The organism is Vibrio sp. AK197 (assembly GCF_053903115.1).
Genome location: NZ_CP096430.1, coordinates 2512113 through 2535729, shown reverse-complemented (window position 1 = coordinate 2535729; position 23617 = coordinate 2512113). Strand labels below are relative to the sequence as shown.

General features: G+C 45.5%; 19 protein-coding genes and 1 other annotated feature. Of the genes, 10 read left to right on the top strand and 9 right to left on the bottom strand.

The features are described from left to right. Window positions 1–141 precede the first annotated feature (141 nt). Window positions 142–2490 carry an aerobic respiration two-component sensor histidine kinase ArcB gene (gene arcB / locus M1D72_RS18840; protein ID WP_456296174.1) on the top strand — a complete coding sequence of 783 codons (2349 nt, stop codon included), beginning with the start codon at window positions 142–144 and terminating at the stop codon, window positions 2488–2490. A gap of 69 nt (window positions 2491–2559) precedes the next feature. Here arcB and arcA read toward each other — a convergent pair whose 3' ends face one another. Next, entirely contained in the window at window positions 2560–3276 is a 717-nt protein-coding gene (gene arcA / locus M1D72_RS18835) for a two-component system response regulator ArcA (RefSeq protein ID WP_390193523.1), read from the bottom strand. A gap of 728 nt (window positions 3277–4004) precedes the next feature. Here arcA and M1D72_RS18830 point away from each other — a divergent pair. Next, window positions 4005–4490 (top strand): putative 4-hydroxy-4-methyl-2-oxoglutarate aldolase, encoded by a 486-nt coding sequence (locus M1D72_RS18830; protein WP_390193520.1) that lies wholly within the window; start codon window positions 4005–4007, stop codon window positions 4488–4490. A gap of 5 nt (window positions 4491–4495) precedes the next feature. On the opposite strand, the gene M1D72_RS18825 is transcribed toward M1D72_RS18830, so the two are convergent. After that, window positions 4496–4984 (bottom strand): hypothetical protein, encoded by a 489-nt coding sequence (locus M1D72_RS18825; RefSeq protein WP_456296173.1) that lies wholly within the window; start codon window positions 4982–4984, stop codon window positions 4496–4498. Between the two features lie 267 nt (window positions 4985–5251). Continuing rightward, window positions 5252–5370 (top strand) — a sequence feature (Thr leader region). Window positions 5371–5403: 33 nt separating this feature from the next. Here M1D72_RS18825 and thrA point away from each other — a divergent pair. From thrA to thrC, 3 genes are read left to right on the top strand one after another with little or no spacing between them, the layout of a single operon-like run. Then, window positions 5404–7863, top strand: coding sequence for a bifunctional aspartate kinase/homoserine dehydrogenase I (thrA, locus tag M1D72_RS18820; RefSeq protein ID WP_390193516.1), 2460 nt, complete (start codon window positions 5404–5406; stop codon window positions 7861–7863). A gap of 16 nt (window positions 7864–7879) precedes the next feature. Then, entirely contained in the window at window positions 7880–8836 is a 957-nt protein-coding gene (thrB, locus tag M1D72_RS18815; RefSeq protein ID WP_456297431.1) for a homoserine kinase, read from the top strand. Next, window positions 8833–10116 carry a threonine synthase gene (thrC, locus tag M1D72_RS18810; protein WP_456296172.1) on the top strand — a complete coding sequence of 428 codons (1284 nt, stop codon included), beginning with the start codon at window positions 8833–8835 and terminating at the stop codon, window positions 10114–10116. Before thrB ends, thrC begins: the two co-directional genes overlap by 4 nt. A 65-nt stretch (window positions 10117–10181) precedes the next feature. On the opposite strand, the gene M1D72_RS18805 is transcribed toward thrC, so the two are convergent. The 4 genes from M1D72_RS18805 to mtnN all read right to left on the bottom strand — a co-directional run bounded on the left by M1D72_RS18805 (window position 10182) and on the right by mtnN (window position 13359). Beyond that, entirely contained in the window at window positions 10182–10802 is a 621-nt protein-coding gene (locus tag M1D72_RS18805) for a TRIC cation channel family protein (protein ID WP_390193511.1), read from the bottom strand. Between the two features lie 67 nt (window positions 10803–10869). Then, complete coding sequence (gene btuF / locus M1D72_RS18800; RefSeq protein ID WP_390193508.1) at window positions 10870–11694, bottom strand: vitamin B12 ABC transporter substrate-binding protein BtuF; 825 nt, start codon at window positions 11692–11694, stop codon at window positions 10870–10872. Further along, entirely contained in the window at window positions 11695–12648 is a 954-nt protein-coding gene (locus M1D72_RS18795; protein WP_456296171.1) for a cobalamin biosynthesis family protein, read from the bottom strand. A gap of 15 nt (window positions 12649–12663) precedes the next feature. After that, window positions 12664–13359 carry a 5'-methylthioadenosine/S-adenosylhomocysteine nucleosidase gene (gene mtnN, locus M1D72_RS18790; protein WP_456296170.1) on the bottom strand — a complete coding sequence of 232 codons (696 nt, stop codon included), beginning with the start codon at window positions 13357–13359 and terminating at the stop codon, window positions 12664–12666. A gap of 217 nt (window positions 13360–13576) precedes the next feature. Here mtnN and rpsO point away from each other — a divergent pair, with 217 nt between their 5' ends. From rpsO to M1D72_RS18765, 5 genes are all read left to right on the top strand, one after another. Next, entirely contained in the window at window positions 13577–13846 is a 270-nt protein-coding gene (gene rpsO, locus M1D72_RS18785; RefSeq protein ID WP_390193500.1) for a 30S ribosomal protein S15, read from the top strand. 335 nt (window positions 13847–14181) lie between these two features. Next, window positions 14182–16320 (top strand): polyribonucleotide nucleotidyltransferase, encoded by a 2139-nt coding sequence (gene pnp / locus M1D72_RS18780; protein ID WP_456296169.1) that lies wholly within the window; start codon window positions 14182–14184, stop codon window positions 16318–16320. Between the two features lie 134 nt (window positions 16321–16454). Then, window positions 16455–17360 (top strand): lipoprotein NlpI, encoded by a 906-nt coding sequence (nlpI, locus tag M1D72_RS18775; RefSeq protein ID WP_390193493.1) that lies wholly within the window; start codon window positions 16455–16457, stop codon window positions 17358–17360. Between the two features lie 120 nt (window positions 17361–17480). Continuing rightward, window positions 17481–17900, top strand: a complete 420-nt coding sequence (locus M1D72_RS18770) for a MarR family winged helix-turn-helix transcriptional regulator (RefSeq protein WP_456296168.1) — start codon at window positions 17481–17483, stop codon at window positions 17898–17900. Between the two features lie 66 nt (window positions 17901–17966). Further along, a complete protein-coding gene (locus tag M1D72_RS18765) occupies window positions 17967–19319 on the top strand; it encodes an MATE family efflux transporter (RefSeq protein ID WP_456296167.1) in 1353 nt (450 codons plus the stop codon). Window positions 19320–19373: 54 nt separating this feature from the next. Here M1D72_RS18765 and M1D72_RS18760 read toward each other — a convergent pair whose 3' ends face one another. The 3 genes from M1D72_RS18760 to M1D72_RS18750 all read right to left on the bottom strand — a co-directional run bounded on the left by M1D72_RS18760 (window position 19374) and on the right by M1D72_RS18750 (window position 23435). Next, the gene (locus M1D72_RS18760) at window positions 19374–20264 is read right to left on the bottom strand and encodes a U32 family peptidase (RefSeq protein ID WP_456296166.1); all 891 of its coding nucleotides are present in this window, start codon (window positions 20262–20264) and stop codon (window positions 19374–19376) included. A 9-nt stretch (window positions 20265–20273) separates the two neighbouring features. Continuing rightward, window positions 20274–21287: a ubiquinone anaerobic biosynthesis protein UbiU gene (ubiU, locus tag M1D72_RS18755; RefSeq protein ID WP_456296165.1), complete on the bottom strand. Its 1014-nt coding sequence runs from the start codon at window positions 21285–21287 to the stop codon at window positions 20274–20276. A gap of 111 nt (window positions 21288–21398) precedes the next feature. Beyond that, window positions 21399–23435, bottom strand: coding sequence for an EAL domain-containing protein (locus M1D72_RS18750; protein WP_456296164.1), 2037 nt, complete (start codon window positions 23433–23435; stop codon window positions 21399–21401). Window positions 23436–23617: the final 182 nt, after the last annotated feature.

The window sequence follows — 23617 nt, the reverse complement described above, 5'->3', positions numbered from 1 at the left end:
GCGCGGATTACCGTCAAGTCATAGTCGCTGTTATGTCTTTATCACACAACGACAAATTAACCTTTGGCTGATTGGTTCGGCTCTTACCTCCTCGTAAGAAACACGGTAAACTTTGACCATCGTTTACCCCTAGGATGCGGCATGAAAACTATAAAAAACCTCGCCCAGTATTATGTCGATTTGCTTGTCAAACTCGGTATTTTACGTTTTTCAATTTTATTGGCGCTGGCTCTTGTCGCTTTAGCGGTTGTGGTACAGGTGGGAATCACCTTATTTCTTAATGGTCGGGTTGATAACATCGACATTGTTCGCTCGGTGTTTTTTGGCCTGATCATTACACCGTGGGCTGTTTATTTCTTATCTGTCGTGGTCGATCAACTCGAAGACTCACGCCAGCGCTTGTCTAAACTCGTCTCTAAACTCAAAGATATGCGCTCACGCGATCAAGAGTTGAACCAAAAATTACAGCAAAACATCACCAAACTTAACCTCGAGATCGAGGAGCGGATCAAAGCGGAAGCAGCTCGCGAAGATGCGATGAAAGATCTTGAGAATGAAGTTTATCAACGTGAACGAACTCAAATGGAACTGGCTGAGCGTACGGCTTTACTGCGTTCATTTATTGATGCTTCTCCGGATTTGATCTATTACCGTAATGCCGATGGGGTGTTTTCTGGCTGTAACCGAGCGATGGAAGAGCTGACAGGACGTAAGGAAAGTCAACTGGTGGGGTTAACACCGTGGGATGTTTATAGCAAAGAGGTGGCTCAGCCGATCGTTGAAACCGACCAACAAGTGTTTGCCAATAATAACGCGCTGACCTATGAGCAGTGGCTTGAGTACCCGGATGGGCGCAAAAATTACTTCGAACTGCGCAAAGTACCGTTTTACAGTCAAGATGGCCGTCACCTTGGTCTGGTTGGGTTCGGACGAGATATTACAGAGCGCAAACGTCATGAAGAATCGCTTGAAAAAGCAAGCCGAGATAAAACGACGTTCATTTCTACTATTAGTCATGAGCTGAGAACCCCGCTTAACGGTATTGTTGGCTTGAGTCGTATGTTACTGGATACGCCGATGACCGATGAACAGCGGAAACACATGCAGACCATCAACGTCAGTGCGATTACTCTCGGTAATATCTTTAACGATATTATTGATATGGATAAATTTGATCGTCGTAAGTTAGAGCTATTTCCTGCTCCTTTGGATTTTGAGCAGTTCGTGACTGAGATGGAAAGCATTTCTGCATTAATGGCCGAGCAGAAAGGATTACGTTTTGATCTTGAACGACTGAGCGATCTGCCTCAAGCGATTGACGTCGATGCGACTCGTCTTCGCCAAGTTCTGTGGAACCTTATCAATAATGCGATGAAGTTCACTAAAGAAGGCGGAGTCGTTATGAGTGTCAGTGCTGAGCAAAATGAAGGCTTTGCTGACATCACCATTGAAGTTGAAGATACGGGAATTGGCATCCCAGAGTCTGAAGTAGAAAAGATTTTTGCCATGTACTATCAGGTGAAATCCGGTAAGGACAATCTGCACGCTGTGGGCACGGGGATTGGGCTTGCCGTTTCTCAGCAACTGATTCATATGATGCAAGGAGAGATTACGGTTAGTTCTGAAGAAGGTTTCGGCAGTGTGTTTACCGTTCACATTCACGTTCCACTTAGTAAGGAGAGTGAGCTGATAGCCCAGCCAACAGAAATCGTGCAGCCTCTTCGTATCTTTATGGTTGAAGACATCGAGTTAAATGTAACGGTGGCGCGTTCACTGCTCGAGAGTTTGGGGCATTCGGTGACGGTCGCGATGACAGGCGAAGAAGCGAAGGCTAAATTTGATCCGCTACACTTCGACTTAGTGTTCTTGGATATTCAGCTTCCGGACATGACAGGGTTTGATATTGCTCAATACTATCGTCAACGTTATGAATCACTACCGCCGCTCGTCGCGCTGACGGCCAATGTATTAAAAGACAAAAATGAATATTTACGTCAGGGCATGGATGACGCTATTAGTAAGCCACTATCTGTACAGGCGGTACAAAAGGTGATTGCTAAATCCTGTCTGCCAGAATCCCCTACGACGGATAATGCCCCCCGACAAGAAGTCACCCAGGAGCATCCAGATCACGATTGCTATCAGAAATTGCTGGATATCGCGATGCTGGAATCTTACGTCGATATCGTCGGCGCAAAACCAGTACTCGACAGTATTGAGATGTTTGAAAGCATGATGCCCGATTACATTCAAGTGCTGGATTCAAACATGATGGCCAAAGATAAAGATGGCATTGTATCTGAAGCGCACAAAATCAAAGGAGCGGCTGGTTCGATAGGGCTACAGCGTATTCAGCGTGTGGCACAGAAAGCGCAATCGCCAGATATGCCAGCGTGGTGGGAGAACGTTGATGATTGGGTTGAAGAGATTAAAAACGAGTATCAAAATGATATTGCGGTGCTCAGGCAATGGCTGGAAAGTCGTCATTGATGATGTGGAAGGCATAAAAAAGGCTTGCCAAGATGGCAAGCCTTTATGTTTGCTATTCTCGACGATTGATTATTCTTCGATATCGCCGCAGAAGCGGTAACCTTCACCGTGAATTGTGGCGATGATTTCTGGTGTTCCGGAGACCGATTCAAAGTGCTTACGAATACGACGAATCGTCACATCGACAGTGCGATCGTGTGGCTTAAGCTCACGACCGGTCATTTTCTTCAGCAAATCTGCACGAGTTTGAATTTTGCCTGGGTTTTCACAGAAGTGAAGCAGAGCTCGGAATTCTGAACGCGGTAGTTTGTAGCTGCTGCCATCTGGGCTAACCAATGAGCGGCTATTGATGTCCAATACCCAACCGTTAAATTGATACTTTTCCACACTGCGTTTTTCTTCTTGAACCGCGCTTGAGTTCATTGAACGATTCAATAGGTTACGTGCACGAATAGTCAATTCACGTGGATTAAATGGCTTGGTAATGTAGTCATCAGCACCAATTTCAAGGCCGAGGATTTTATCAACTTCGTTATCGCGACCTGTCAAAAACATGAGGGCCATATTCACTTGTTCACGCAGTTCACGTGCCAGTAGTAAGCCGTTTTTACCCGGTAGATTGATATCCATGATCACCAAGTTGATTTGGTTTTCAGACAGTACATGGTGCATTTCTTCACCATCGCTTGCCTCAAAAACAGCGTATCCCTCTGCTTCAAAAATACTTTTAAGAGTGTTACGAGTTACTTGCTCATCTTCTACGATAAGAATATGCGGCGTTTGCATTGGCGGTACCTAAATTTGTGAATAAACTGTGCTAATAGAATAAATTCTAGGCAAAAACATAACATACAGGTAATGTGATGTTGATGATAAACGAAAGGCTAATCAAATAATATTGCCTTATTACTGCCCGCCGTCCATGGTATAGCGTACTGAAAATTAGAGGGTTCCGAACCTCTGATGTTTCTACTAGTCTTTGAGCGGATTCTATAATGTTAACAGCTTGCTAACAACGACAGAATGTTAATTCCAAACACTTTGTTGATTTATATCAATAGCAAATGTAACAAATATGAATAACTTCAGCCAAATGCAAGTCTGTTACTTATATGAAAATTAACGATATTTGATAGCTATTTTGTCATCAAAAGTCACTTATATATGGCTAAATAAACAGTTGGCCATTATGACTTGGGGGAACCCCGAGATTAAGTGGTTGTCCAAAAATCACAATAATAATCCGCGCTTGCTTGATCACTGCCAGTTGCTTTCATGGTGAATAAAGTGAGTTTAAAACCCTTTATTTTATAGGGTTTATGTGAGTTTTATCATTGAAGTGACCAGCGAGGATGCATTGGTCATGGATGGGTATATCCGCCAAGCGCACTCTTTATGTCGACCCACAACGACGCTTTTTACTCTTTTGTCGAGATGACACACAAGTGGAAATCGGTCCGTTTTGGAAGCGACTGATACAAAGGATTTCTAATAATTAGTATCACGGAGGAATAATGATAGACATAACGCCTGATATTTGTGACAAGTTCGAGAATCAAGTCACTTTGGTTAATTTGCCGTTACAAAATTTTGGACAGAAGAGCGCTTTCTGGGGGGAAATTGTTACGGTGCGCTGTTATCACGACAATTCAAAAGTAAGAGAATTGTTGAGTCAAAACGGCAAAGGAAAAGTGTTGGTCATTGACGGTAATGGCTCATGTCATAAAGCACTATTAGGGGATCAATTGGCCATAATGGCACTTGATAATCAATGGGAAGGGATCATCATTAACGGTGCAGTGCGAGATGTTGCAGCTCTTGCGATGATGGATATCGGCGTCAAAGCACTCGGCGCATGCCCGTTCAAAACGGAGAAAAGAGGAGCGGGTGAAGTGAATGTTACATTGACAATGAATAATCAGATGGTTCAGCCCGGCGATTATATCTACTCGGATTGGAATGGAATACTGACGTCGTTAACTTTGCTTGATTGGAGCTAACGGGGTTAAAAACGAAAACCTAATCCAAACTCGACACCTTGTTGCCACTGTTGGTAATCAACAGTGGCATGCACATCGAGGTTTTCAGTTAGTTTCATTCGGCTAGAAACCTCTGCTGAAATCGCGGCATCTTTACTCTCTTCCCTGGTTTCTTGTCCCGTGTAGCTATAAGCGTGTAATGTACTTTTTACCGAAAATCTCGGCGAGATTTGGTAGCTGACACCACTTAAAAAGCCACTTTGATTGATGTTTGAAGCGTTATCGACGCGAGCACCCACATAAACATTTAAATTGTCAAAAACGGCATAGGAATAGCCGCTGTCGACTTTCCATGAGTCAAAAGTCTGGGTGTCTGGTTCAGAAGAGATAAAAAATTTGAATGGCGAATGGTTACCCGCCTGCTGGGCAGGAAGTGCCGGAAGTTCAATCGCATAGCTTGCAATACTACATCCCCAAAATCCAATGATGGTGATGAGGCTGATTATTTTTTTCATGCCATTGTCCTCACTTTGGTGCTCCACTGCACAATTAATTAAAGCACAAAACGGATTGCTGGTGAGATTTTGGACCACATTTATTTAACGGTTTCTCGCGTCTTTCTCCATCGAAATTAGATAAAAAGTTTATAAGTTATCGATTTAAATAAGAAATAGGGCGATAGAGGTTAAAAAATACAAAGTTTTCATTGACGTCCTAGCTTCAAATAAGGTACACGTAGGGTAAGCAAACACACAACACACGCTTAAAGATGAAATTTAGCCACCTGACCGTAATGACCACAACCATTATTATTACCGACATTACCATTGTTGGGGCAGGCTGCTAAGTAAAAGAAATTCAAGAAAAGGCCTGTATCCCACCAGATACAGGCCTTTTTTTATACCAATTTTTTCATAATTTCGGAGAGGAAGGGATGCGAGTATTAAAGTTTGGTGGTTCATCACTGGCTGATGCAGACCGGTTTTTACGGGCAGCAGACATTATTGCCAATAATGCCCAACAAGAAGAAGTCGCCGTGGTGCTGTCCGCGCCAGGCAAAACCACCAATAAATTGGTTGCGATTATAGAGTGCGCAATGCGCAATGGTGAAGTCGAGCTGCAAATTAAGGAGCTTGAAGAGTCATTCCGTGATTTGTTCCAAGCCATTAAAGCGACACTACCTACGATTGACGGTACGGATTTCCACAATCGTGTTCAAACCACCATGCTTCAGCTTCGCCAATTTGTTCATGGAATCAGCCTTCTAGGTATGTGTCCTGACCATGTTAATGCGCGCATTATTAGTAAAGGCGAGCGTGTTTCTATCGAGCTAATGAAAGCGGCATTGGAAGCGAAAGCGCTACCTGCACACCTGATTGACCCTGTGAAATACTTAGTCGCCAAAGGCCCTCATCTAGAAGCCATGGTTGATGTAGACAGTTCAACCCAGAACTTTAGAAATGAACCTCTTCCTCAAGGTCATGTTGCCATCATGCCGGGGTTCACAGCTGGGAACGAAAAAGGCGAGTTGGTCACGCTGGGTCGTAATGGCTCCGATTACTCGGCCGCTGTGCTAGCCGCTTGTTTACGTGCAGATTGCTGTGAAATCTGGACCGATGTTGATGGGGTTTACAATTGTGACCCTCGATTAGTCGAAGATGCACGCTTGCTGAAATCACTCAGCTATCAAGAGGCGATGGAGCTATCGTACTTTGGCGCATCGGTATTACATCCAAAAACCATCGCGCCAATCGCTCAGTTCCAAATTCCATGTCTGATTAAAAATAGCTTTAATCCTCAAGGTGCGGGCACTTTGATTGGTCAAGACACTGGTGAAGATAAGCTGGCGATCAAAGGCATCACCACTCTCAGTGAACTGACGATGGTCAATGTCTCTGGCCCGGGCATGAAAGGTATGGTTGGCATGGCAAGCCGCGTATTTGGTTCAATGTCTGCTGCTGGTGTGTCCATTGTATTAATTACACAGTCTTCCTCTGAGTACAGTATCAGCTTCTGTATTGAAGCCGCGGATAAACTGAAAGCGCAGCGCGCACTGGGTGATTCATTTGAACTTGAGTTGAAAGATGGGCTGCTTGAGCCAGTAGAATTCATTGATGATGTGGCGATTGTGACCTTAGTCGGTGACCGTATGCGTACCTCGCGCGGCGTTGCATCACGCTTCTTCTCTGCACTGGCGGAAGTGAATGTAAATATTGTAGCCATTGCTCAGGGGTCATCAGAGCGAGCTATCTCAGCTGTGATACCGGAAGATAAAATCTCTGAAGCGATTAAAGCTTGTCACGTGAATCTCTTTGATTCGAAACACTTCCTTGATGTCTTTGTTGTCGGCATTGGTGGCGTTGGGGGGGAGTTGGTGGATCAAATTCAGCGCCAACAACATAAGTTGTCTGAGAAAGGCATTGTGATTCGCGTCTGTGGTCTTGCCAATAGTAAAGGCTTGTTGCTTGATAGCGAAGGTCTACCGCTTGATCACTGGCGTGATCGCATGAGTGGCGCGACGGAAGAGTTCAGCTTAGCGCGTTTGATTGCATTAGTTCAGCGTAACCATATCATTAACCCTGTGCTGGTTGATTGTACGGCCAGTGATCTGATTGCTAATCAGTACGCTGATTTTCTTGCTGCTGGCTTTCACGTTGTTACACCAAATAAGAAAGCGAATACCTCAAGCATGGCCTACTACCATCAGTTGCGTGAAGTTGCGCGTAGCTCGCGTCGTAAATTGATGTACGAAACTACAGTTGGTGCGGGTTTGCCAGTGATTGAAAACCTACAAAACCTGATCTCTGCAGGGGATGAACTAGAGCGATTTACCGGTATTTTGTCTGGCTCACTGTCGTTTATTTTTGGCAAGCTCGATGAAGGCATGACACTAAGTCAAGCGACTGAAATTGCGAAAAGTAATGGTTTCACCGAGCCCGATCCTCGTGATGATCTTTCGGGTATGGACGTGGCACGTAAACTGTTGATTTTGGCACGTGAGGCAGGAATGGCCTTGGAGCTTGAAGATGTCGTGGTTGATCAAGCTCTACCACCGGGTTTTGATGATTCTGGTAGCGTTGATGAATTTATGGCGCGTCTTCCTCAAGCGGATGCCTATTTCAGTCAATTAATTGATGAAGCGAAACAGGAAGGCAAAGTATTGCGTTACGTCGGTGAGATCATTGATGGTAAATGTCGAGTGAGCATCGCTTGCGTCGATGAAAACGATCCAATGTTTAAGATTAAAGACGGTGAGAACGCACTGGCGTTTTATAGCCGTTATTACAATCCGATTCCGCTGGTACTGCGCGGTTATGGCGCTGGTACTGAAGTTACCGCGGCGGGTGTGTTCTCCGATGTCATGCGGACACTCGGCTGGAAATTAGGGGTTTAATGGAATGAGTAGTGATATGGATGTGGTGGTTTACGCTCCGGCTTCAATTGGTAACGTGAGTGTCGGCTTTGATGTTCTTGGGGCGGCCGTGTCACCGGTTGACGGTTCATTGTTAGGTGACCGCGTGGCGGTGACCTCTGGTGATGAAGCATTTAGCCTTTCAACAGCAGGACGTTTTGTGGCCAAGCTGCCCGACAATCCAAAAGAAAATATTGTTTATGATTGCTGGAGAGTGTTTGCACGTGAGTTGGAAAAGAAAGGTCTTACGCTTAAACCTGTCGCGCTAACTCTAGAGAAGAATATGCCTATCGGCTCTGGATTGGGGTCGAGCGCTTGTTCAATTGTTGCAGCTCTTGATGCTTTAAATCGCTTTCATGGTGAACCTCTCGAGGAGATGGAACTGCTGGCGTTAATGGGTGAAATGGAAGGTCAAATCTCCGGTGGTATTCATTATGACAACGTCGCACCTTGTTATCTGGGTGGCTTACAACTGATGCTGGAGGAGCTTGGCATTATCAGTCAAGAAGTTCCTTGTTTTGATGATTGGTACTGGGTGATGGCATACCCTGGGATTAAAGTCTCAACCGCAGAAGCTCGCGCCATTCTTCCATCGCAATATCGCCGTCAAGACATCATTGCCCACGGTCGACACCTCGGTGGTTTTATTCATGCCTGTCATTCTAAGCAAGACCAACTGGCTGCCAAAATGATCAAAGACGTGATCGCAGAACCGTATCGTGAGAAACTACTTCCGGGCTTTGCTAAAGCTCGTGAATACGCAAATTCTGCGGGTGCGCTCGCAACAGGTATTTCAGGTAGTGGGCCGACACTATTTAGTATCTGTAAACAAAAAGAAGTTGCCGAGCGTGTCGCTCAATGGCTTGAAAATAACTACGTCCAGAATGAAGAAGGATTCGTCCACATTTGTCGTCTCGACAAACAGGGCTCAAAAGTAACAGGAAGTAAGCTATGAAGCTTTACAACATAAAAGAAAATGATGAACAAGTCTCCTTTGGCCAAGCCGTACGCCAAGGGTTAGGCCTTAATCAAGGTCTATTTTTCCCATCGTCTCTGCCAACCTTTGACGATATTGATGGCTTACTTGCTAAAGATTTCGTTACCCGCAGTACAGAAATACTGTCTGCACTGATTGGTGACGAACTGAGCAGAGAACAAGTTCATGGCTTGGTCGATGCGGCATTTCAATTTCCTGCGCCAATCAATAAAGTCAAAGATGGTGTTTACGCTTTAGAACTATTTCATGGTCCGACTCTGGCGTTTAAAGACTTTGGCGGCCGTTTCATGGCTCAATCATTGGCTGCCGTATCCAATGGCGGCAAGATAACGATTCTTACCGCAACCTCTGGCGACACAGGTGCTGCGGTTGCTCATGCATTTTATGGCATGGAAGACATCAATGTTGTGATTCTTTATCCGAAAGGAAAGATCAGCCCACTACAAGAAAAACTGTTCTGTACCTTGGGTAAAAATATCCACACTGTCGCAATTAACGGTGATTTTGACGCGTGCCAAGCATTGGTGAAAAAAGCGTTTGATGACGAGCAACTGCGCCAAGATATTGGTTTAAATTCCGCAAACTCAATCAACATCAGTCGTCTCATGGCTCAGATCTGTTACTACTTTGAGGCGGCGTCTCAACTGAGTAAGCAAGAGCGCGAGAACTTAGTCATTTCCGTTCCGAGTGGTAACTTCGGTAACCTAACCGCGGGCCTGCTAGCCAAAGCAATGGGCTTGCCAATTAAGCGCTTTATTGCGGCAACCAATGCCAACGATACGGTGCCACGTTACCTTGAAACGGGTCAATGGGATCCAAAACCGACGGTCGCGACGACGTCTAACGCGATGGATGTTAGCCAGCCAAATAACTGGCCGCGTATTGAAGAGCTGTGCCGCGTGAAAGAGTGGGGCTTAGAGACATTGGGTAAAGGCGCTGTGAGTGATGAGCAAAGTGCGGAATCAGTCAAAACATTGAATGACTTAGGCTATCTTTGTGAACCACATGGTGCGATCGCATATCGCGTATTGGATGAGCAGTTACAAGATGGTGAGACTGGCTTATTCTTATGCACCGCTCACCCGGCGAAATTTAAAGAAGTGGTTGATGACATCTTGTCATCTGACATTGAACTGCCAGCGCCACTTGCAAAACATGCTGCGATGACATTGTTATCTCAAGATCTCGATAACGATTTTGAGGCGTTAAAAGCAGTATTACACAGTGCGCAAAAATAGAGTCGTATGATGAAATGAAAGGCTGCTTAGGCAGCCTTTTTTCATGTCAGTGGTATACCAAATAATCAACGGGTTAGGGCAAATGTTGGTAGAGATAAGTGCCAGCGGATAGCGCCCAAACGGATAATCAATGTAGAAAGTACGCCCGAGGTAAACGCAGTCGAAGTACTGTAATCCATAGCGAGAGCCGTAGTATGGAAAATACCGCCGATGATGCACGCGGTGGCGTAGACTTCACTACGCAAAACCATGGGGACCTCGCGAGCGAGTACATCACGAATAATTCCGCCGCCGCATCCGGTTATCACGCCCATAATAATTGCCACGAGTGGAGAGTCTTGGTAACTCATTGCCTTTTCGACGCCAATACCGACAAATACCGCCAACCCTATCGCATCACAAGCGGGTAAAACCCACCAGGCGATTCGTTTCGGTCGGCGAACAATGACCATGGTCAGTAAGCAGGTGATCAAAATGACCCACAAATAATACGTATCGGTAATCCAAAAGACAGGCGTCGCTCCGAGCGACATATCACGAATAGTGCCACCGCCAATCGCAGTGACACTGCCTAACACCATCACGCCAAACGGATCCATCTTAAGGCGTCCTGCGAGCAGAACGCCAGAAATAGCAAAGATAGCAGTGCCAAAAAGATCAGCGATATAAAGCAGAGTAGGATCCATATTTACGTACGTATTCACTAACGAATGTCTAATTACTGCGAATTGTACGAAATTTTATTCTGTAGTGTTAGCGATTTTGGCGAACCTTTTTGAAGTGTTCGCACACTTCGGTAATGGCATTTAACGTACGTGGTGTAGGGCGGTTTATCCAATCTGAACTGAGTGACCACACATAGCCATTTTTCACCGCTTGTAACTGCTGTTGCCACGACTGCCACATGGTGCCATTTTTAATCGCGTGTTCTGAGGTGAAAATAACGTCCGGGTTACGCAGTATGACTTGCTCGATGCCAATCTTAGGATAAGGAGCGGAACTGTCTTCGAAAATGTTTTCACCACCACAAAAGGAGAATACCTCGCTAGGCCATTTTCCTTTGGCTAAGGTAATCACGGGTTTTTCGGCCAGTTGATAGAAGTAGCGTACTTTATCGTTGGTTTGATACTTGGCTTTAAGCTGAGCCAGATCGTGACGAAACTTTTCTGCAGCCTGATGACCAACGGTTGGGTCATCCGCATATTCACTTAACGCTTCGATGTTTTCTGCGATATTTTCTAGCGAATCGGTTTTGGTGTAATAGATACGCAGACCGAACTGTTTGAGTTTTTCCAGTTCACGAATCGGATTTCCCGCTGGCCAAGCAATGATTAAGTCGGGCTGAAGAGCGATAATGCGCTCTATATTGATACCTTGATAGCTTGAGATAACTTCAAGCTGTTTCGCGGCTTCGGGGTAATTACTGTGATCACTAACCGCAACCAGTTTACTCCCTAAACCCGCTGCAAAGGCCAGCTCCGTGGCATGGGGAGCTAAACTGATGATTCGTTCGATTGGTTGTTGAGCCCAAAGGACTGAGCTAAAGCACCATAATGTGAGCGCTACAAAGTGTTTCATTCACACTCCCTGATAAATTATTCCCATGATGAGGCTTTGGACAACCACCCAAGTTGCCGCACGCCAAATCAATAGCTTTCTGACTTGAGCAATATGAAAAGCGGAAGGTGCCACACGCCCACCTAATTTAGCGCGTACGGTTTTTTTATCATCATAGATGGCTGGCCCTCCTAAAGAGAGCTCCAATTTACTACCTACCGCTATCAATAACCAAGCAGGTCCTGGCAGAGGCCAAGTGGCTGCTTGATGACGAATATTATGCCAAGTGTTAGATGTTCTACCACCAAGGCTAATAATCAGAGCATACAGTTTTAAAGGCAGGTAATCCATGATTGCCAGAACTTTTATTGCGGGTAAACCAAAAGGAAAAAATTGCGAGCGTGTTGGCGACCATGCACGAGCTAATTCTACCAAAAATCGGTAACTTAGAGCGCCAATGCCGCCACAAGCACCATACCAAAAAAGAACCCCAACAACATTGCGCCCAACACTCATTACCAGAGTTTCTGTTCCTGCTTTTCCAAGTCCCATGGTCGAGAGAGTGTTTGTCTCACGATTAAGCCAAGGCGTGATGATCTGCTTGGCTTGGGGTTTGTGTTCTTGAGCGAGAGCTTGGGTAAACGCCTGAGTAAATTTATCGGTATTTCGCCAATCAATGGCGAGTAATAACAGCGCTAGATTAAACAATTCGCTTTGCCAAACTAATGGCTTTAATGCCAATAACACCACAATTAACGGCAGCATCATTAATAACAGTGCAAGAGTGCCTGAGAGTTGGCTTTGACGGTAACTATGATTGGTATTGACTTTGGCGGCCAACATTACGGCGAACTTTCGCCATAAAGTCGCAGGATGAGATTCTCTAGGAAGGGGAAGAAAAGCATGAATGAGTAAAGCGCCCCACATGACGAGGAGCGCTCCATTGGCATAGATATGATTCAAAAAATCGTCCATGTCGTGGCCTGAAAGTTAGCTGAGAATATCCACCATTTTAAACACCATGTCTGATGAGCTTTGCGCAGCAAGTGGCAAAAACTCTTCAAAACTCATTGGGGATTCTTTATCTGCAACATCAGAAATGGCACGCACTACGACAAAAGGCATCGAGAATTGGTGACAAGTCTGTGCGATGGCTGACGCTTCCATTTCAACCGCAATAACACTTGGAAAATGCTGGCGAATAAAAGCTTGTTGGTCAGGACGGCAAACAAAAGCATCACCGGTACAGATCAAACCGCGTACGGCGTGTTTGTCACCTATTTCGCTTAGGGCCTGTTCTGCTGCAGCCATCAGTTTTTCATCGGCAGGGAATGCCGCGGGTTGGCCTGCCATTTGCCCCATCTCATAGCCAAAGGCTGTGACGTCGGCATCGTGGTGACGAACTTCGGTGGAGATCACCACATCACTAAGGTTAAGGCTTGAATCAAAACCACCAGCAGAGCCGGTATTGATGACGACATCGGGTTTAAATTCTTGAATCAACAACGTTGTACCGATCGCTGCCGCGACTTTACCGATACCAGATTGCAATAAGATGATTTGTTTACCTTGGAGTTCACCCGTGTAGAACGTGCTACCGCCGATGACCGTTTGTTGGCAGTCAGTAAGGGCGTCTTTTAAAATGGCGACTTCTTGTTGCATCGCGCCAATAATACCGATTTTCATTTGTTGTCTCTTCGCGGCATGAATAGGATTGTCGAAAGTGTAACATGAAATTGTAGATGGCTAATATGTTCACGTATCGCTAAAACGGGCTAGGTGAACTTGTGTTGAATTAGCTGTTGCGGTGGGTCAATGATTCTCCTATAATTCGCGCTTCTCGTGTCGGCTGAATCAGAGATTGGCTGGCACAACGATAAACTTAACTCTTTAGGAGAGAATGATGTCTCTGAATGCAGAAACTAAAGCAGCAATCGTTGCAGAATACGCGCGCTCTGAAGGCGACACTGGTTCACCAGAAGTACAAGTAGCTCTACTGACTGCTTCTATCAACCACCTACAAGGTCACTTCAAAGCTCACAAACAAGATCACCACAGCCGTCGTGGTCTTCTACGCATGGTTTCTAGCCGTCGTAAGCTTCTAGACTACCTTAAAGGTAAAGATCTAGATCGTTACCACGACCTAATCAAACGTCTAGGCCTACGTCGCTAATCAGTGACTGCATAGAAAAGTTTGTAAAAAGGGGCTTTATGCCCCTTTTTTTATTGTCTAAATTTTACCCTAGTGAGCGCGAGATCGCGCTAGTTTTGCTGCCGAAATTAGCATCTTGTAGCGAGCAGGTATATACTACGCACGGCGAAATCCACGATGTGGGTTTCCAAAAACAATAACTCACTACATTACAGTCAACCAAGTCGACCAAACGGTCGCGGCTATTCAAAGCGTGTTTAGTGCTGTTGAAATACGTTTTCACTAGTCGCGATTCGTAATGTGTGAGGAGTAACAATGACTCAATCTGAGCTTAATGCTCAGAGCAAGGAATAAACATGTTCGAAAAACCAGTTGTTAAAACGTTCCAATATGGAAATCACACTGTCACTCTGGAAACGGGCGTTATTGCTCGTCAAGCGACCGCAGCCGTTATGGTCACAATGGACGATACCGCGGTATTCGTTTCTGTTGTAGGTAAAAAAGAAGCGGTTGAAGGTCAAGACTTTTTCCCACTAACGGTTAACTACCAAGAGCGTACTTACGCTGCGGGTAAAATCCCAGGTGGTTTCTTCAAACGTGAAGGTCGTCCTTCTGAAGGTGAAACGCTAACTGCACGTCTGATTGACCGTCCAATCCGTCCTCTGTTCCCTGATTCGTTCAAAAATGAAGTTCAAGTGATTGCGACTGTGGTTTCTGTAAACCCAGACGTGCAACCGGATGTCGTTACCATGATCGGTACTTCAGCAGCATTGGCGATTTCTGGTATTCCGTTTAACGGCCCTATCGGTTCTGCACGTGTTGGTCACATTGATGGTCAACTTGTGCTTAACCCAAGCAACACAGAACTGGCTTCTTCTAAACTTGATCTTGTCGTTGCAGGTACTGAATCTGCAGTACTGATGGTTGAATCAGAAGCGGACAACCTAACAGAAGAAGAAATGCTGTCTGCTGTTGTGTTTGGTCACGATCAACAACAAGTGGTCATCAGCGCAATCAATGAATTTGCTGCTGAAGTTGCAACGCCAGCTTGGGATTGGACAGCACCTGCTGAAAACACTGAACTCAAAGCGAAAATTGCTGAGCTTGCAGAACAGAAACTCGTTGAAGCTTACCAAATCACTGAGAAGATGGCGCGTTATGACCGTATCCATCAAATCAGCGATGAAGTGAACGAAAAACTGCTTGCAGAAGATGAAGAGTTGAATCTAAAAGAAGTTCACACTCTTTTCCACGACCTAGAAAAAACCGTCGTTCGCCGCAGCATCATCGCAGGTAACCCTCGTATTGATGGCCGTGAGAAAGACATGGTTCGTGCACTTGATGTACGTACTGGCGTACTACCACGTACTCACGGTTCTGCTCTGTTCACCCGTGGTGAAACTCAGGCTTTAGTGACGGCGACTCTTGGTACTCAACGTGATGCACAAATCATCGATGAGCTAACCGGTGAGCGTAAAGATCACTTCCTACTTCACTACAACTTCCCTCCATACTGTGTGGGTGAGACAGGTTTTGTTGGTTCGCCTAAGCGTCGTGAAATCGGCCATGGTAAACTCGCGAAGCGTGGTATTGCTGCGGTAATGCCATCTCCAGAAGAATTCCCATACACAGTACGTGTTGTATCAGAAATCACTGAATCTAACGGTTCATCTTCAATGGCTTCTGTATGTGGTACGTCTCTAGCATTGATGGATGCGGGTGTGCCAATTAAGTCTTCTGTTGCGGGTATCGCAATGGGTCTTGTTAAAGAAGGCGACGATTTTGTCGTGCTTTCAGACATCCTTGGTGACGAAGACCACCTAGGTGATATGGACTTTAAAGTAGCCGGTACGAACACTGGTGTTACTGCACTGCAAATGGATATCAAGATCGAAGGTATCACTAAAGAGATTATGCAAATTGCGCTTAACCAAGCTCAAGGTGCACGTAAGCACATCCTATCTGTTATGGATGAAGCCATCTCTGGTGCTCGTGATGACATTTCTGAGTTCGCTCCGCGTATTCACACAATGAAGATCAGTGCTGAGAAGATCAAAGATGTTATCGGTAAAGGTGGTGCAGTGATCCGTGCTCTAACGGAAGAGACAGGTACCACTATCGAAATCGAAGACGATGGCACGATCAAGATTGCTGCAACGGAAGGTACCGCTGCGAAAGAAGCGATTCGTCGTATTGAAGAGATCACAGCAGAAGTTGAAGTCGGCCGTATCTACACCGGTAAAGTAGCTCGTCTAGCTGACTTTGGCGCTTTCGTTACAATTCTTCCAGGTAAAGATGGTCTAGTGCATATTTCTCAAATCGCTGACAAGCGCGTTGAAAAAGTGTCTGACTACCTAGCTGAAGGCCAAGAAGTTCAAGTTAAAGTTCTTGAAATTGACCGCCAGAACCGTGTTCGTCTAAGTATGAAAGAAGCGGTAGAAAAGCCAGCAGAAGAAGCTGCAGAAGAAAACAACGCAGCACCAGAAGCGGAATAAACACCGCGCTTTTATGACCAAAAGCAGGGTTTTTACCCTTGAAGTGTAAAAGCATGTTATAAAGGGAGCCTCTCGCTCCCTTTTTTTATGCAGATACAATGCTGACGGGAGGTCAGCAACAGGAGTACCTATTTGTGAAATGGTTTCATACCGCCGCAATGAGCTTATCGTTGTTAGTGATATCAGGTTGTGCTTCGATCACTGGAAATAACGATACCAAGTGGCTTTATCCGCCCATGGCTGTCCCTTTGCAAGCGGGGCTTCAGCAAGAAGTGCAAATCGCCCGTTTAACTCAGTTACTCCAAAGAGCGGATCTGGCAGACGATCTCAGAGCCGAGATGTTTTATAAGCGGGGCAGTTATTACGATAGCGTAGGGCTTAAGGACTTGGCTCGGCTTGACTATGATCAGTCACTGTCACTCAATCCTGAGCAGCCTGAATTATTTAATCTCTTAGGCGTTTATTATACGCAAGTGGGGGAATTTGATGCCGCCTATGATGCCTTTGATTCAGCGCTAGAGTTGGATCCTGATAACAGTTACGCGCTGCGTAACCGAGCTGTCGCGCTTTACTATGGTGACCGCCTCCATTTAGCGATGGAAGACATTACCCAGCATTATGAAGAGGATCCATCTGACCCTTTTCGCGCATTATGGCGCTACATTATTCAATCCAAACAGCAACCTGAACAGGCTCGAGCGGAGCTACTTGAAAGTTATCAGCACCGTGATGAGCAATGGGGTTGGTTGCTGGTGGCGATCAGTTTAAATCAGGTCAGTGAAGAGCAAGTCTTTAATGCGATTTTACAAGGAACACCAGATAATACCTTATTGGCACAGCGTTTGACCGAAGCTTATTTCTATTTGGCGAAGCGCTACCAGCAGGAAGGGGATTACGCACAAGCCCTTTCTCTGTACAAGTTAGTGTTGTCGTTTAATATGTTTGACTATGTTGAGCATCGTTATGCATTGTTAGAGCTTGGGCGTATCTATCATACGGTTCGAGAAGAACGTAAAGCTGAGCAACAAGCTGCGAATTAATTATCGTCTTACCATGCTCTTAAAACCGCCACATCGTTGGCGGTTTTTTTATGTTCGAGATTGCGGTTAAATGAGCAAATCGCTAAAATAGTTAGCCTGACTAACTAAATGGGTCATGCAATGAGTTTAGAAAATAGCTTAGAGAGATTAGAGCGTTTCGCAGCCAAAGTTTGGCGTAAAAACAGCAAAGAGGATCCGATTTCTCAGCTGAGCTTTAATGAATATGATTACCTAAAAGTGATTCAGGTAGCAAGCGAGCCCATTCGATTAACGGATCTGGCGATGGAAATGGAAGTGACGAAACCATCAGCCTCTAATATGGTGAGCCGTTTAACACGTAAAGGGTTGGTCGTGCGTTGCGATTGCCCACAAGATGCGAGAGTAAAACGGGTTAAGCTGACGCCCCTGGCACTGGAATACATGGCTTATGAAGCCAAGGTGTATCAAACCTTGGCTGAGCAGGTGATTAACGGTTTAACACCTACTGAAACCAAGCAGCTCAATCAGCTACTGGATAAGGCATTAGGGAAGGAATACTGATCATTTTTTGATTGATTTAGTTAGCCTCGCTAATTAATTGAATCATAATCCTAATTGGGAAGAGATATGCAGCACTCAATTCATAAACAGTTTTGGCGTTATACCATACCGACGTTAGCGGCCATGCTTGTGAATGGTTTATACCAAGTAGTCGACGGCATTTTTATTGGGCGAGTTCTCGGAGCCGATGGCCTTGCGGGGATCAACTTGGCGTGGCCGGTGATCAGTGCTGTGCTTGGTTTGGGAATGCTGATCGGCGTCGGAACTGGTGCCTTAGTATCATTGCGGCAAGGTGAAGGCAATACGAGCGCAGCTAAAAGCGAACTCACGACGGGACTCAGTGTATTGCTGGGCGTCACGCCTATCGTTGCTTTGATATTGTGGCAATACAACGATCAATTTCTGTTGTGGCAAGGCGCACAAGGTAATGCGCTGATTATGGGGACGCAATATCTTGACGTGCTGACCGTCAGCTGCGTTTTTACATTGGGCTCTATCTGTTTGCCGTTTTTGGTTCGCAACGATAACAGTCCAAAGGTGGCCACTGTCATGATGATGATCGGGGCTTTGGCGAATATTGTATTTGACTATCTGTTTATCGTTATTTTGGATGGAGAACTTGTTGGAGCAGCACTTGCTACCGGCGTTGCACAAATGCTGGTGATGGTCTCTGGGCTGTATTATTTCTTTACCTCACGAGCACAGTTACGTTTAAGTCGTGGTGGATGGCATATTGACTGGCGGGCGATTCCACGTATTTTTTCCATTGGAAGCTCGAGCTTTTTTATGTACGCCTATGGCTCAGTGATGGTCGGTCTTCATAACTACTTGTTTACCGAGTATGACAGCGCATTACTCATTGGTGCGTACACCATCATTGGTTATATCGTGACCGTCTATTATCTCGCAGTGGAAGGCGTGGCAAGTGGTATGCAGCCTCTGGTGAGCTTTAATTATGGGGCTAAAAAACCAGGCAATATTTTGCGTTTAATGAACATTGCGTTGGTTACGACGATCGCTCTGGGCCTGGCATTTATTGCGTTATTGAACCTCTTTCCACAGGCGATCATTTCGATCTTTAACAGCAATGATCAAGCGCTAATACAAAGCACTGTGCACGGCATTCGTTTGCACATCTGGGCCCTATTTCTTGATGGAATGATAGTGATCGTAGGCACCTATTATCAAGCAACCAATCGGGGTGGAAAAGCAATGTTTGTGATTGTGGGAAATATGCTGATTCAGTTGCCTTATCTTTACTTGCTGCCTAAATGGTATGGTGTCGCTGGCATTTGGTTGGCGTATCCTTTATCGAATGTAACGCTTGCATTGGTGGTGGTGGTCATGCTCTATGGCGAGAGGAAGCGCGTCAAAGCGCAGTTAGTGCATCAAGAGCAGACGATGACGATCCCCAGTTAGTAAAAAGCCACCTAAGCGGTGGCTTTTTACTTTGATGACCGGTTTGTCGACTCACTAGTCAGTTGCGAGGTCTAACCCCGGAATTTGATACCAATAACCGTTGCACTGTCGGCTCTCAAGCTTAACAGGTTGCTCACCTTGCTCATTGGCTCGAAACTGTTCCAGTTGGTTAAAAGTTTGCTCTCCAAGTGGGCTTAATCTAACGACATCAACGAGATCACGCATTTCTGGCAAGGCATTGACCAAGTTATAGCAGTAACCCGATTGAGTCTGAATGCCATTGAGATTAAACACTTCTTGCCCTTCTTGGCTATGGACTTGAAGCCCTGTGGGGTAGTTGATGCAGCATGTCTCGCATTCATCTTTTGCTCTGTCTTCGGCACGTGCCGTAAAGCAGCGAGCAGAGTAAGCAAGAGGAAGATAACCATGGCTAAAGACTTCGGTTTCAAATTGACCGCGAATCTGAAGCTCTTCACACTGGATCAAGATATTGTTTAACCAGTCACGAGACAGTTCCACTGGCATACACCAGCGAATCATCCCTTGCTTAAGAAACAATTTTAAGGTGTGTGCGTTATACGCATTGATGGCGGGGCCGACAACAAATGGTACGTGTTTTTCACTGGCCAGTTGAATCGCGGATACATCGTTTGCCTCAATCGCAAAGTCGCCATTATCGATATATTTTTTGAGAATATTGACTTCGCTGGGGGCTTCAAGCAATGCCATTGTCGAGAGCACGACCTGTTTACCTTGGCCGGCAAGCTGGCGAGCAATCTCTAGCCAATCTTTCGGTTTTAATTCACGGCGCTTTGAACACACAGATTCCCCAAGATAAATGATATCAGCAGGGCTTTGCATGGCGCGCTGATAAAAGGTTTCGACATCACTTTTCGGCCAAAAGTAGAGTAAAGGGCCAAGTGAATATTTAAACTGTTGGTCCATCGGAACTCCTTATTGCCATTTACGATGGTATGCACCGAGCGTGGTTTGTGTGCCTTCAGAAACGTTGGCAAGGGCACAATCCCAGTCGGGATTTACGCTATAGTGTTCAGGTGTCGTGAGGTAATGGTCGATAGCCGCTCGCCATGTACGGGTCACTTGTTCGACATAAGCGGGGCTGCGTTGGCGACCTTCAATTTTGACTGAGGCAACGTTGGCAGCGAAAAGCTCTGGAAGCAGAGACAATGTGTTTAGACTCGTAGGCTCTTCAAGAGCATGATAGCTTTGCGCAGCATCGCCAGTTTGGGCGATAAACCGTCCTTTGCATAGAGTGGGGTAGCCAGCATTTTCCCCGTGCTGGTATTTGTCGATCAAAATATTATTGAGTCGTGATTCTAAGCCATTTGGAGTTTCTTGCCAGCGAACGTATTTGGCCGGTGAACAGGCTCCCACCGTATTTGGCGATTCTCCAGTAAGATAGGACGAAAGGTAACAACGTCCTTCTGACATAATGCATAGGCTACCAAAGGCGAAAACCTCAAGTTCCACATCACTGGTCATATTGCGCGACAGTTGTTTGACTTGATGAATCGAGAGAACGCGTGGTAGCACGACGCGTTTAACATTGAAATTACGTTGGTAAAAGTCAATGGCGGCAACGTTCGTCGCGGAGGCTTGTACAGAAAGGTGCAGCTCCATTTGCGGATAATGCTCGGCAGCGTAATCCAATAACGCGATATCGGCGACAATTAATGCATCTACACCCAAATCTGCTGCATTATCGACAGCATTCGTCCAGCGCGAAAAGTTTTGTGGGTGGGCAAAGGTATTTAAGGCAACGTGAATTTTTTTGTTGTGGTCACGTACGTATTGTACGGCTTTATCCAGTTTCTTACCTGCGAAGTTCAGTCCAGCAAAGTGGCGAGCATTGGTGTCATCCTTAAAGCCGATGTAAACCGCATCAGCACCGCAGTCGATAGCGGTTTTTAGAGCAGGCAGATTACCTGCGGGGCATAAAAGTTCCATTGTTCCCAGTCGTCAGCGTCAACATAGCCCCATATTGTAAGAAGCCCGCTAGGTAACTGATTTGATATAAGGCAGGTTTACGCCAGATTACCCATCAAAAATAAACAGTCCTTAGTTTTTATGACGACGGTTTTGAGCGAAAAGTAATTCTACATCGTGTCTTGGCTGTGGACGATGAAAGTGAAAACCTTGAATCGAATGGCAATGTAAATTGGATAATAAGGTGGCTTGTTGAGAGGTTTCGACCCCTTCGGCAACGACTTTTAAATCCAGTGACTTACCTAAATTAATGATGTTTTCAATAACGGTAACTTGTTTTGGCAGCGTATCGATATCAGAAATAAAGGCGCGGTCAATTTTCAATTCATCTAGGGGGAATCGAGCCAGATAGGAGAGTGATGAGTATCCGGTGCCAAAGTCATCGATTGACAACGAGAACCCAAGTTTTTTGATCGCATTGAGCATCTGTAAGGTGTGCTCACTGTCACTCATTACCGCACTCTCTGTCAATTCGAAGGTAATATCATTCGGGTCAAGCTCGGTACTGCGCATCAATCTTTCCATATAATTGATAAGCTTAGGGTTACCAAACTGCTCGGGCGATAAGTTGATAGCAACTCGCCCTGGCAAGATGTTTTGCTGCCGCCAGCGTTTGACGGTGGTAAACACTTCACGCATGACAACGCGTCCCAAATGTTCGATCAACCCTGCGCGTTCAGCGACAGGTATAAAGGCACCAGGGCTAATGTACCCTTCAACCGGGTGTTTCCAGCGTATCAAGGCTTCAGCGCCGTTGATACTGAAATCACGCGCATTGACCTTGGGTTGATACCAAACCTCTAAGCCATTTTGTTGTAGCGCTTTTTGCAATTCAATCTCAAGCCACAAGCGCATGCGCGCCTCTTTGTTCATCTGCTCGTTGAATTTGATCAGTCGATTACGGCCGCGATCTTTGGCTTCATACATCGCGGTATCGGCATTTTGCAGCAAAACCCGAGCATCATTGCCATTTTGTGGGTAAGCGACACTGCCAATCGAGCAAGCCAATCTTTTACTAAAGTGATGCAAATCAAACGGCTGATTGATTGAAGCAATAATTCGTTCAGCAAGCGCTTCGGCGACGTGGTCATTATCGGGTTTGGGAATAATAAGGCCAAATTCATCGCCACCGAGATGGCCCAATATCCCTTGCGGTGGAAGCACACACTTGAGCCGATCTGCCACCTCTTTAATCACCCGGTCACCAATATGATGACCAAGCGAATCATTAATATTTTTAAAGTTATCGATATCTAAATAAAGCAGTAACAGTGGAATTTGGTTATCAATACAATATTCAAGTTGCTTAGTGAAACCAAGGCGGTTATACAGCCCAGTCAGTGAGTCGGTATGGATATCGTCACCACGACCACCACCTTCTTGAAGCGGGTGTTCGGCATCTTGAATCAAGATAAGTTGCGAGTCATGTCCAAAGAGGTGCGCTTGGTCACCATACAGAGCCACTTGTCGTTCAACACCACAGTGCTGGCTGGTCATACAGGTCAGTGCTTGTTCGCTCAATAACCTGCTCAATGGTTGGCTAAATGCACTGTGAGTCTGAATATCAACAAACAGACGAGAGACGTCTTCACCTAGAAGGTCGCTGACTTGGTGAAAACCGAGAAGACGTGCACACGCAGGGTTTGCAGAAATAATACAGCCATCTTCGGCTAACATGACGCCTTCATTTAAGATCTGGGTGAGTTTACCGAATTTGCCTTCAGATTCTTCTAATGAGCGAATTAGGATGTGCTTTTCTGAAGTATCAACAGCGTGAAAGATGATGTGTTCAATTTTTTCATCTTGTTCTATGGGCGCGAGGCAAAAGTGCAGACTGGTTTCGTAATCGCCGTCATCAAGCGTGAGCTCCGCTTCAATATATTCGCCTTGAAAAGCTCTATCGTAATAAGGTTTTAATCGTTGGTAGAATCCTTGCCCAAGTACTTGGCTGTCATTCATGCCGATAAGTTCAAGCGCATTTAAACCCGCGATCGCACTGTATCGCTCATTGACCATCGAATAGTGATGCTGTTGGTCCAAAACGGAAAAGAAAAAAGGGCTGTTTGCTGTTAATTTCGCAAACCAATGTTGTAATTGTTGTGAAGGCATTAATGATTCACCGGATCTCCAATGAGCAAGATTATTCACGCTTCGAATAATTATGCACGTCAAAATAACTATAACTGTGATTGCCTTAAAATTAAAGGCTTACAAGCTGTAAGACGTTTTTTTGATACACGACAGGAATCGAATTCATTGCTTGTTTTAAGATGCAAGTCAGTTTGATTTAA

Coding starts and splice junctions, on each gene's coding strand:
- rpsO (WP_390193500.1), top strand. CDS start 13,577: ATGTCTCTGAATGCAGAAACTAAAGCAGCAATCGTTGCAGAATACGCG.
- thrC (WP_456296172.1), top strand. CDS start 8,833: ATGAAGCTTTACAACATAAAAGAAAATGATGAACAAGTCTCCTTTGGC.
- M1D72_RS18760 (WP_456296166.1), bottom strand. CDS start 20,264: ATGGACCAACAGTTTAAATATTCACTTGGCCCTTTACTCTACTTTTGG.
- thrB (WP_456297431.1), top strand. CDS start 7,880: ATGGATGTGGTGGTTTACGCTCCGGCTTCAATTGGTAACGTGAGTGTC.
- M1D72_RS18765 (WP_456296167.1), top strand. CDS start 17,967: ATGCAGCACTCAATTCATAAACAGTTTTGGCGTTATACCATACCGACG.
- pnp (WP_456296169.1), top strand. CDS start 14,182: ATGTTCGAAAAACCAGTTGTTAAAACGTTCCAATATGGAAATCACACT.
- arcB (WP_456296174.1), top strand. CDS start 142: ATGAAAACTATAAAAAACCTCGCCCAGTATTATGTCGATTTGCTTGTC.
- M1D72_RS18830 (WP_390193520.1), top strand. CDS start 4,005: ATGATAGACATAACGCCTGATATTTGTGACAAGTTCGAGAATCAAGTC.
- M1D72_RS18795 (WP_456296171.1), bottom strand. CDS start 12,648: ATGGACGATTTTTTGAATCATATCTATGCCAATGGAGCGCTCCTCGTC.
- ubiU (WP_456296165.1), bottom strand. CDS start 21,287: ATGGAACTTTTATGCCCCGCAGGTAATCTGCCTGCTCTAAAAACCGCT.
- M1D72_RS18750 (WP_456296164.1), bottom strand. CDS start 23,435: ATGCCTTCACAACAATTACAACATTGGTTTGCGAAATTAACAGCAAAC.
- M1D72_RS18805 (WP_390193511.1), bottom strand. CDS start 10,802: ATGGATCCTACTCTGCTTTATATCGCTGATCTTTTTGGCACTGCTATC.
- thrA (WP_390193516.1), top strand. CDS start 5,404: ATGCGAGTATTAAAGTTTGGTGGTTCATCACTGGCTGATGCAGACCGG.
- M1D72_RS18770 (WP_456296168.1), top strand. CDS start 17,481: ATGAGTTTAGAAAATAGCTTAGAGAGATTAGAGCGTTTCGCAGCCAAA.
- M1D72_RS18825 (WP_456296173.1), bottom strand. CDS start 4,984: ATGAAAAAAATAATCAGCCTCATCACCATCATTGGATTTTGGGGATGT.
- btuF (WP_390193508.1), bottom strand. CDS start 11,694: ATGAAACACTTTGTAGCGCTCACATTATGGTGCTTTAGCTCAGTCCTT.
- arcA (WP_390193523.1), bottom strand. CDS start 3,276: ATGCAAACGCCGCATATTCTTATCGTAGAAGATGAGCAAGTAACTCGT.
- mtnN (WP_456296170.1), bottom strand. CDS start 13,359: ATGAAAATCGGTATTATTGGCGCGATGCAACAAGAAGTCGCCATTTTA.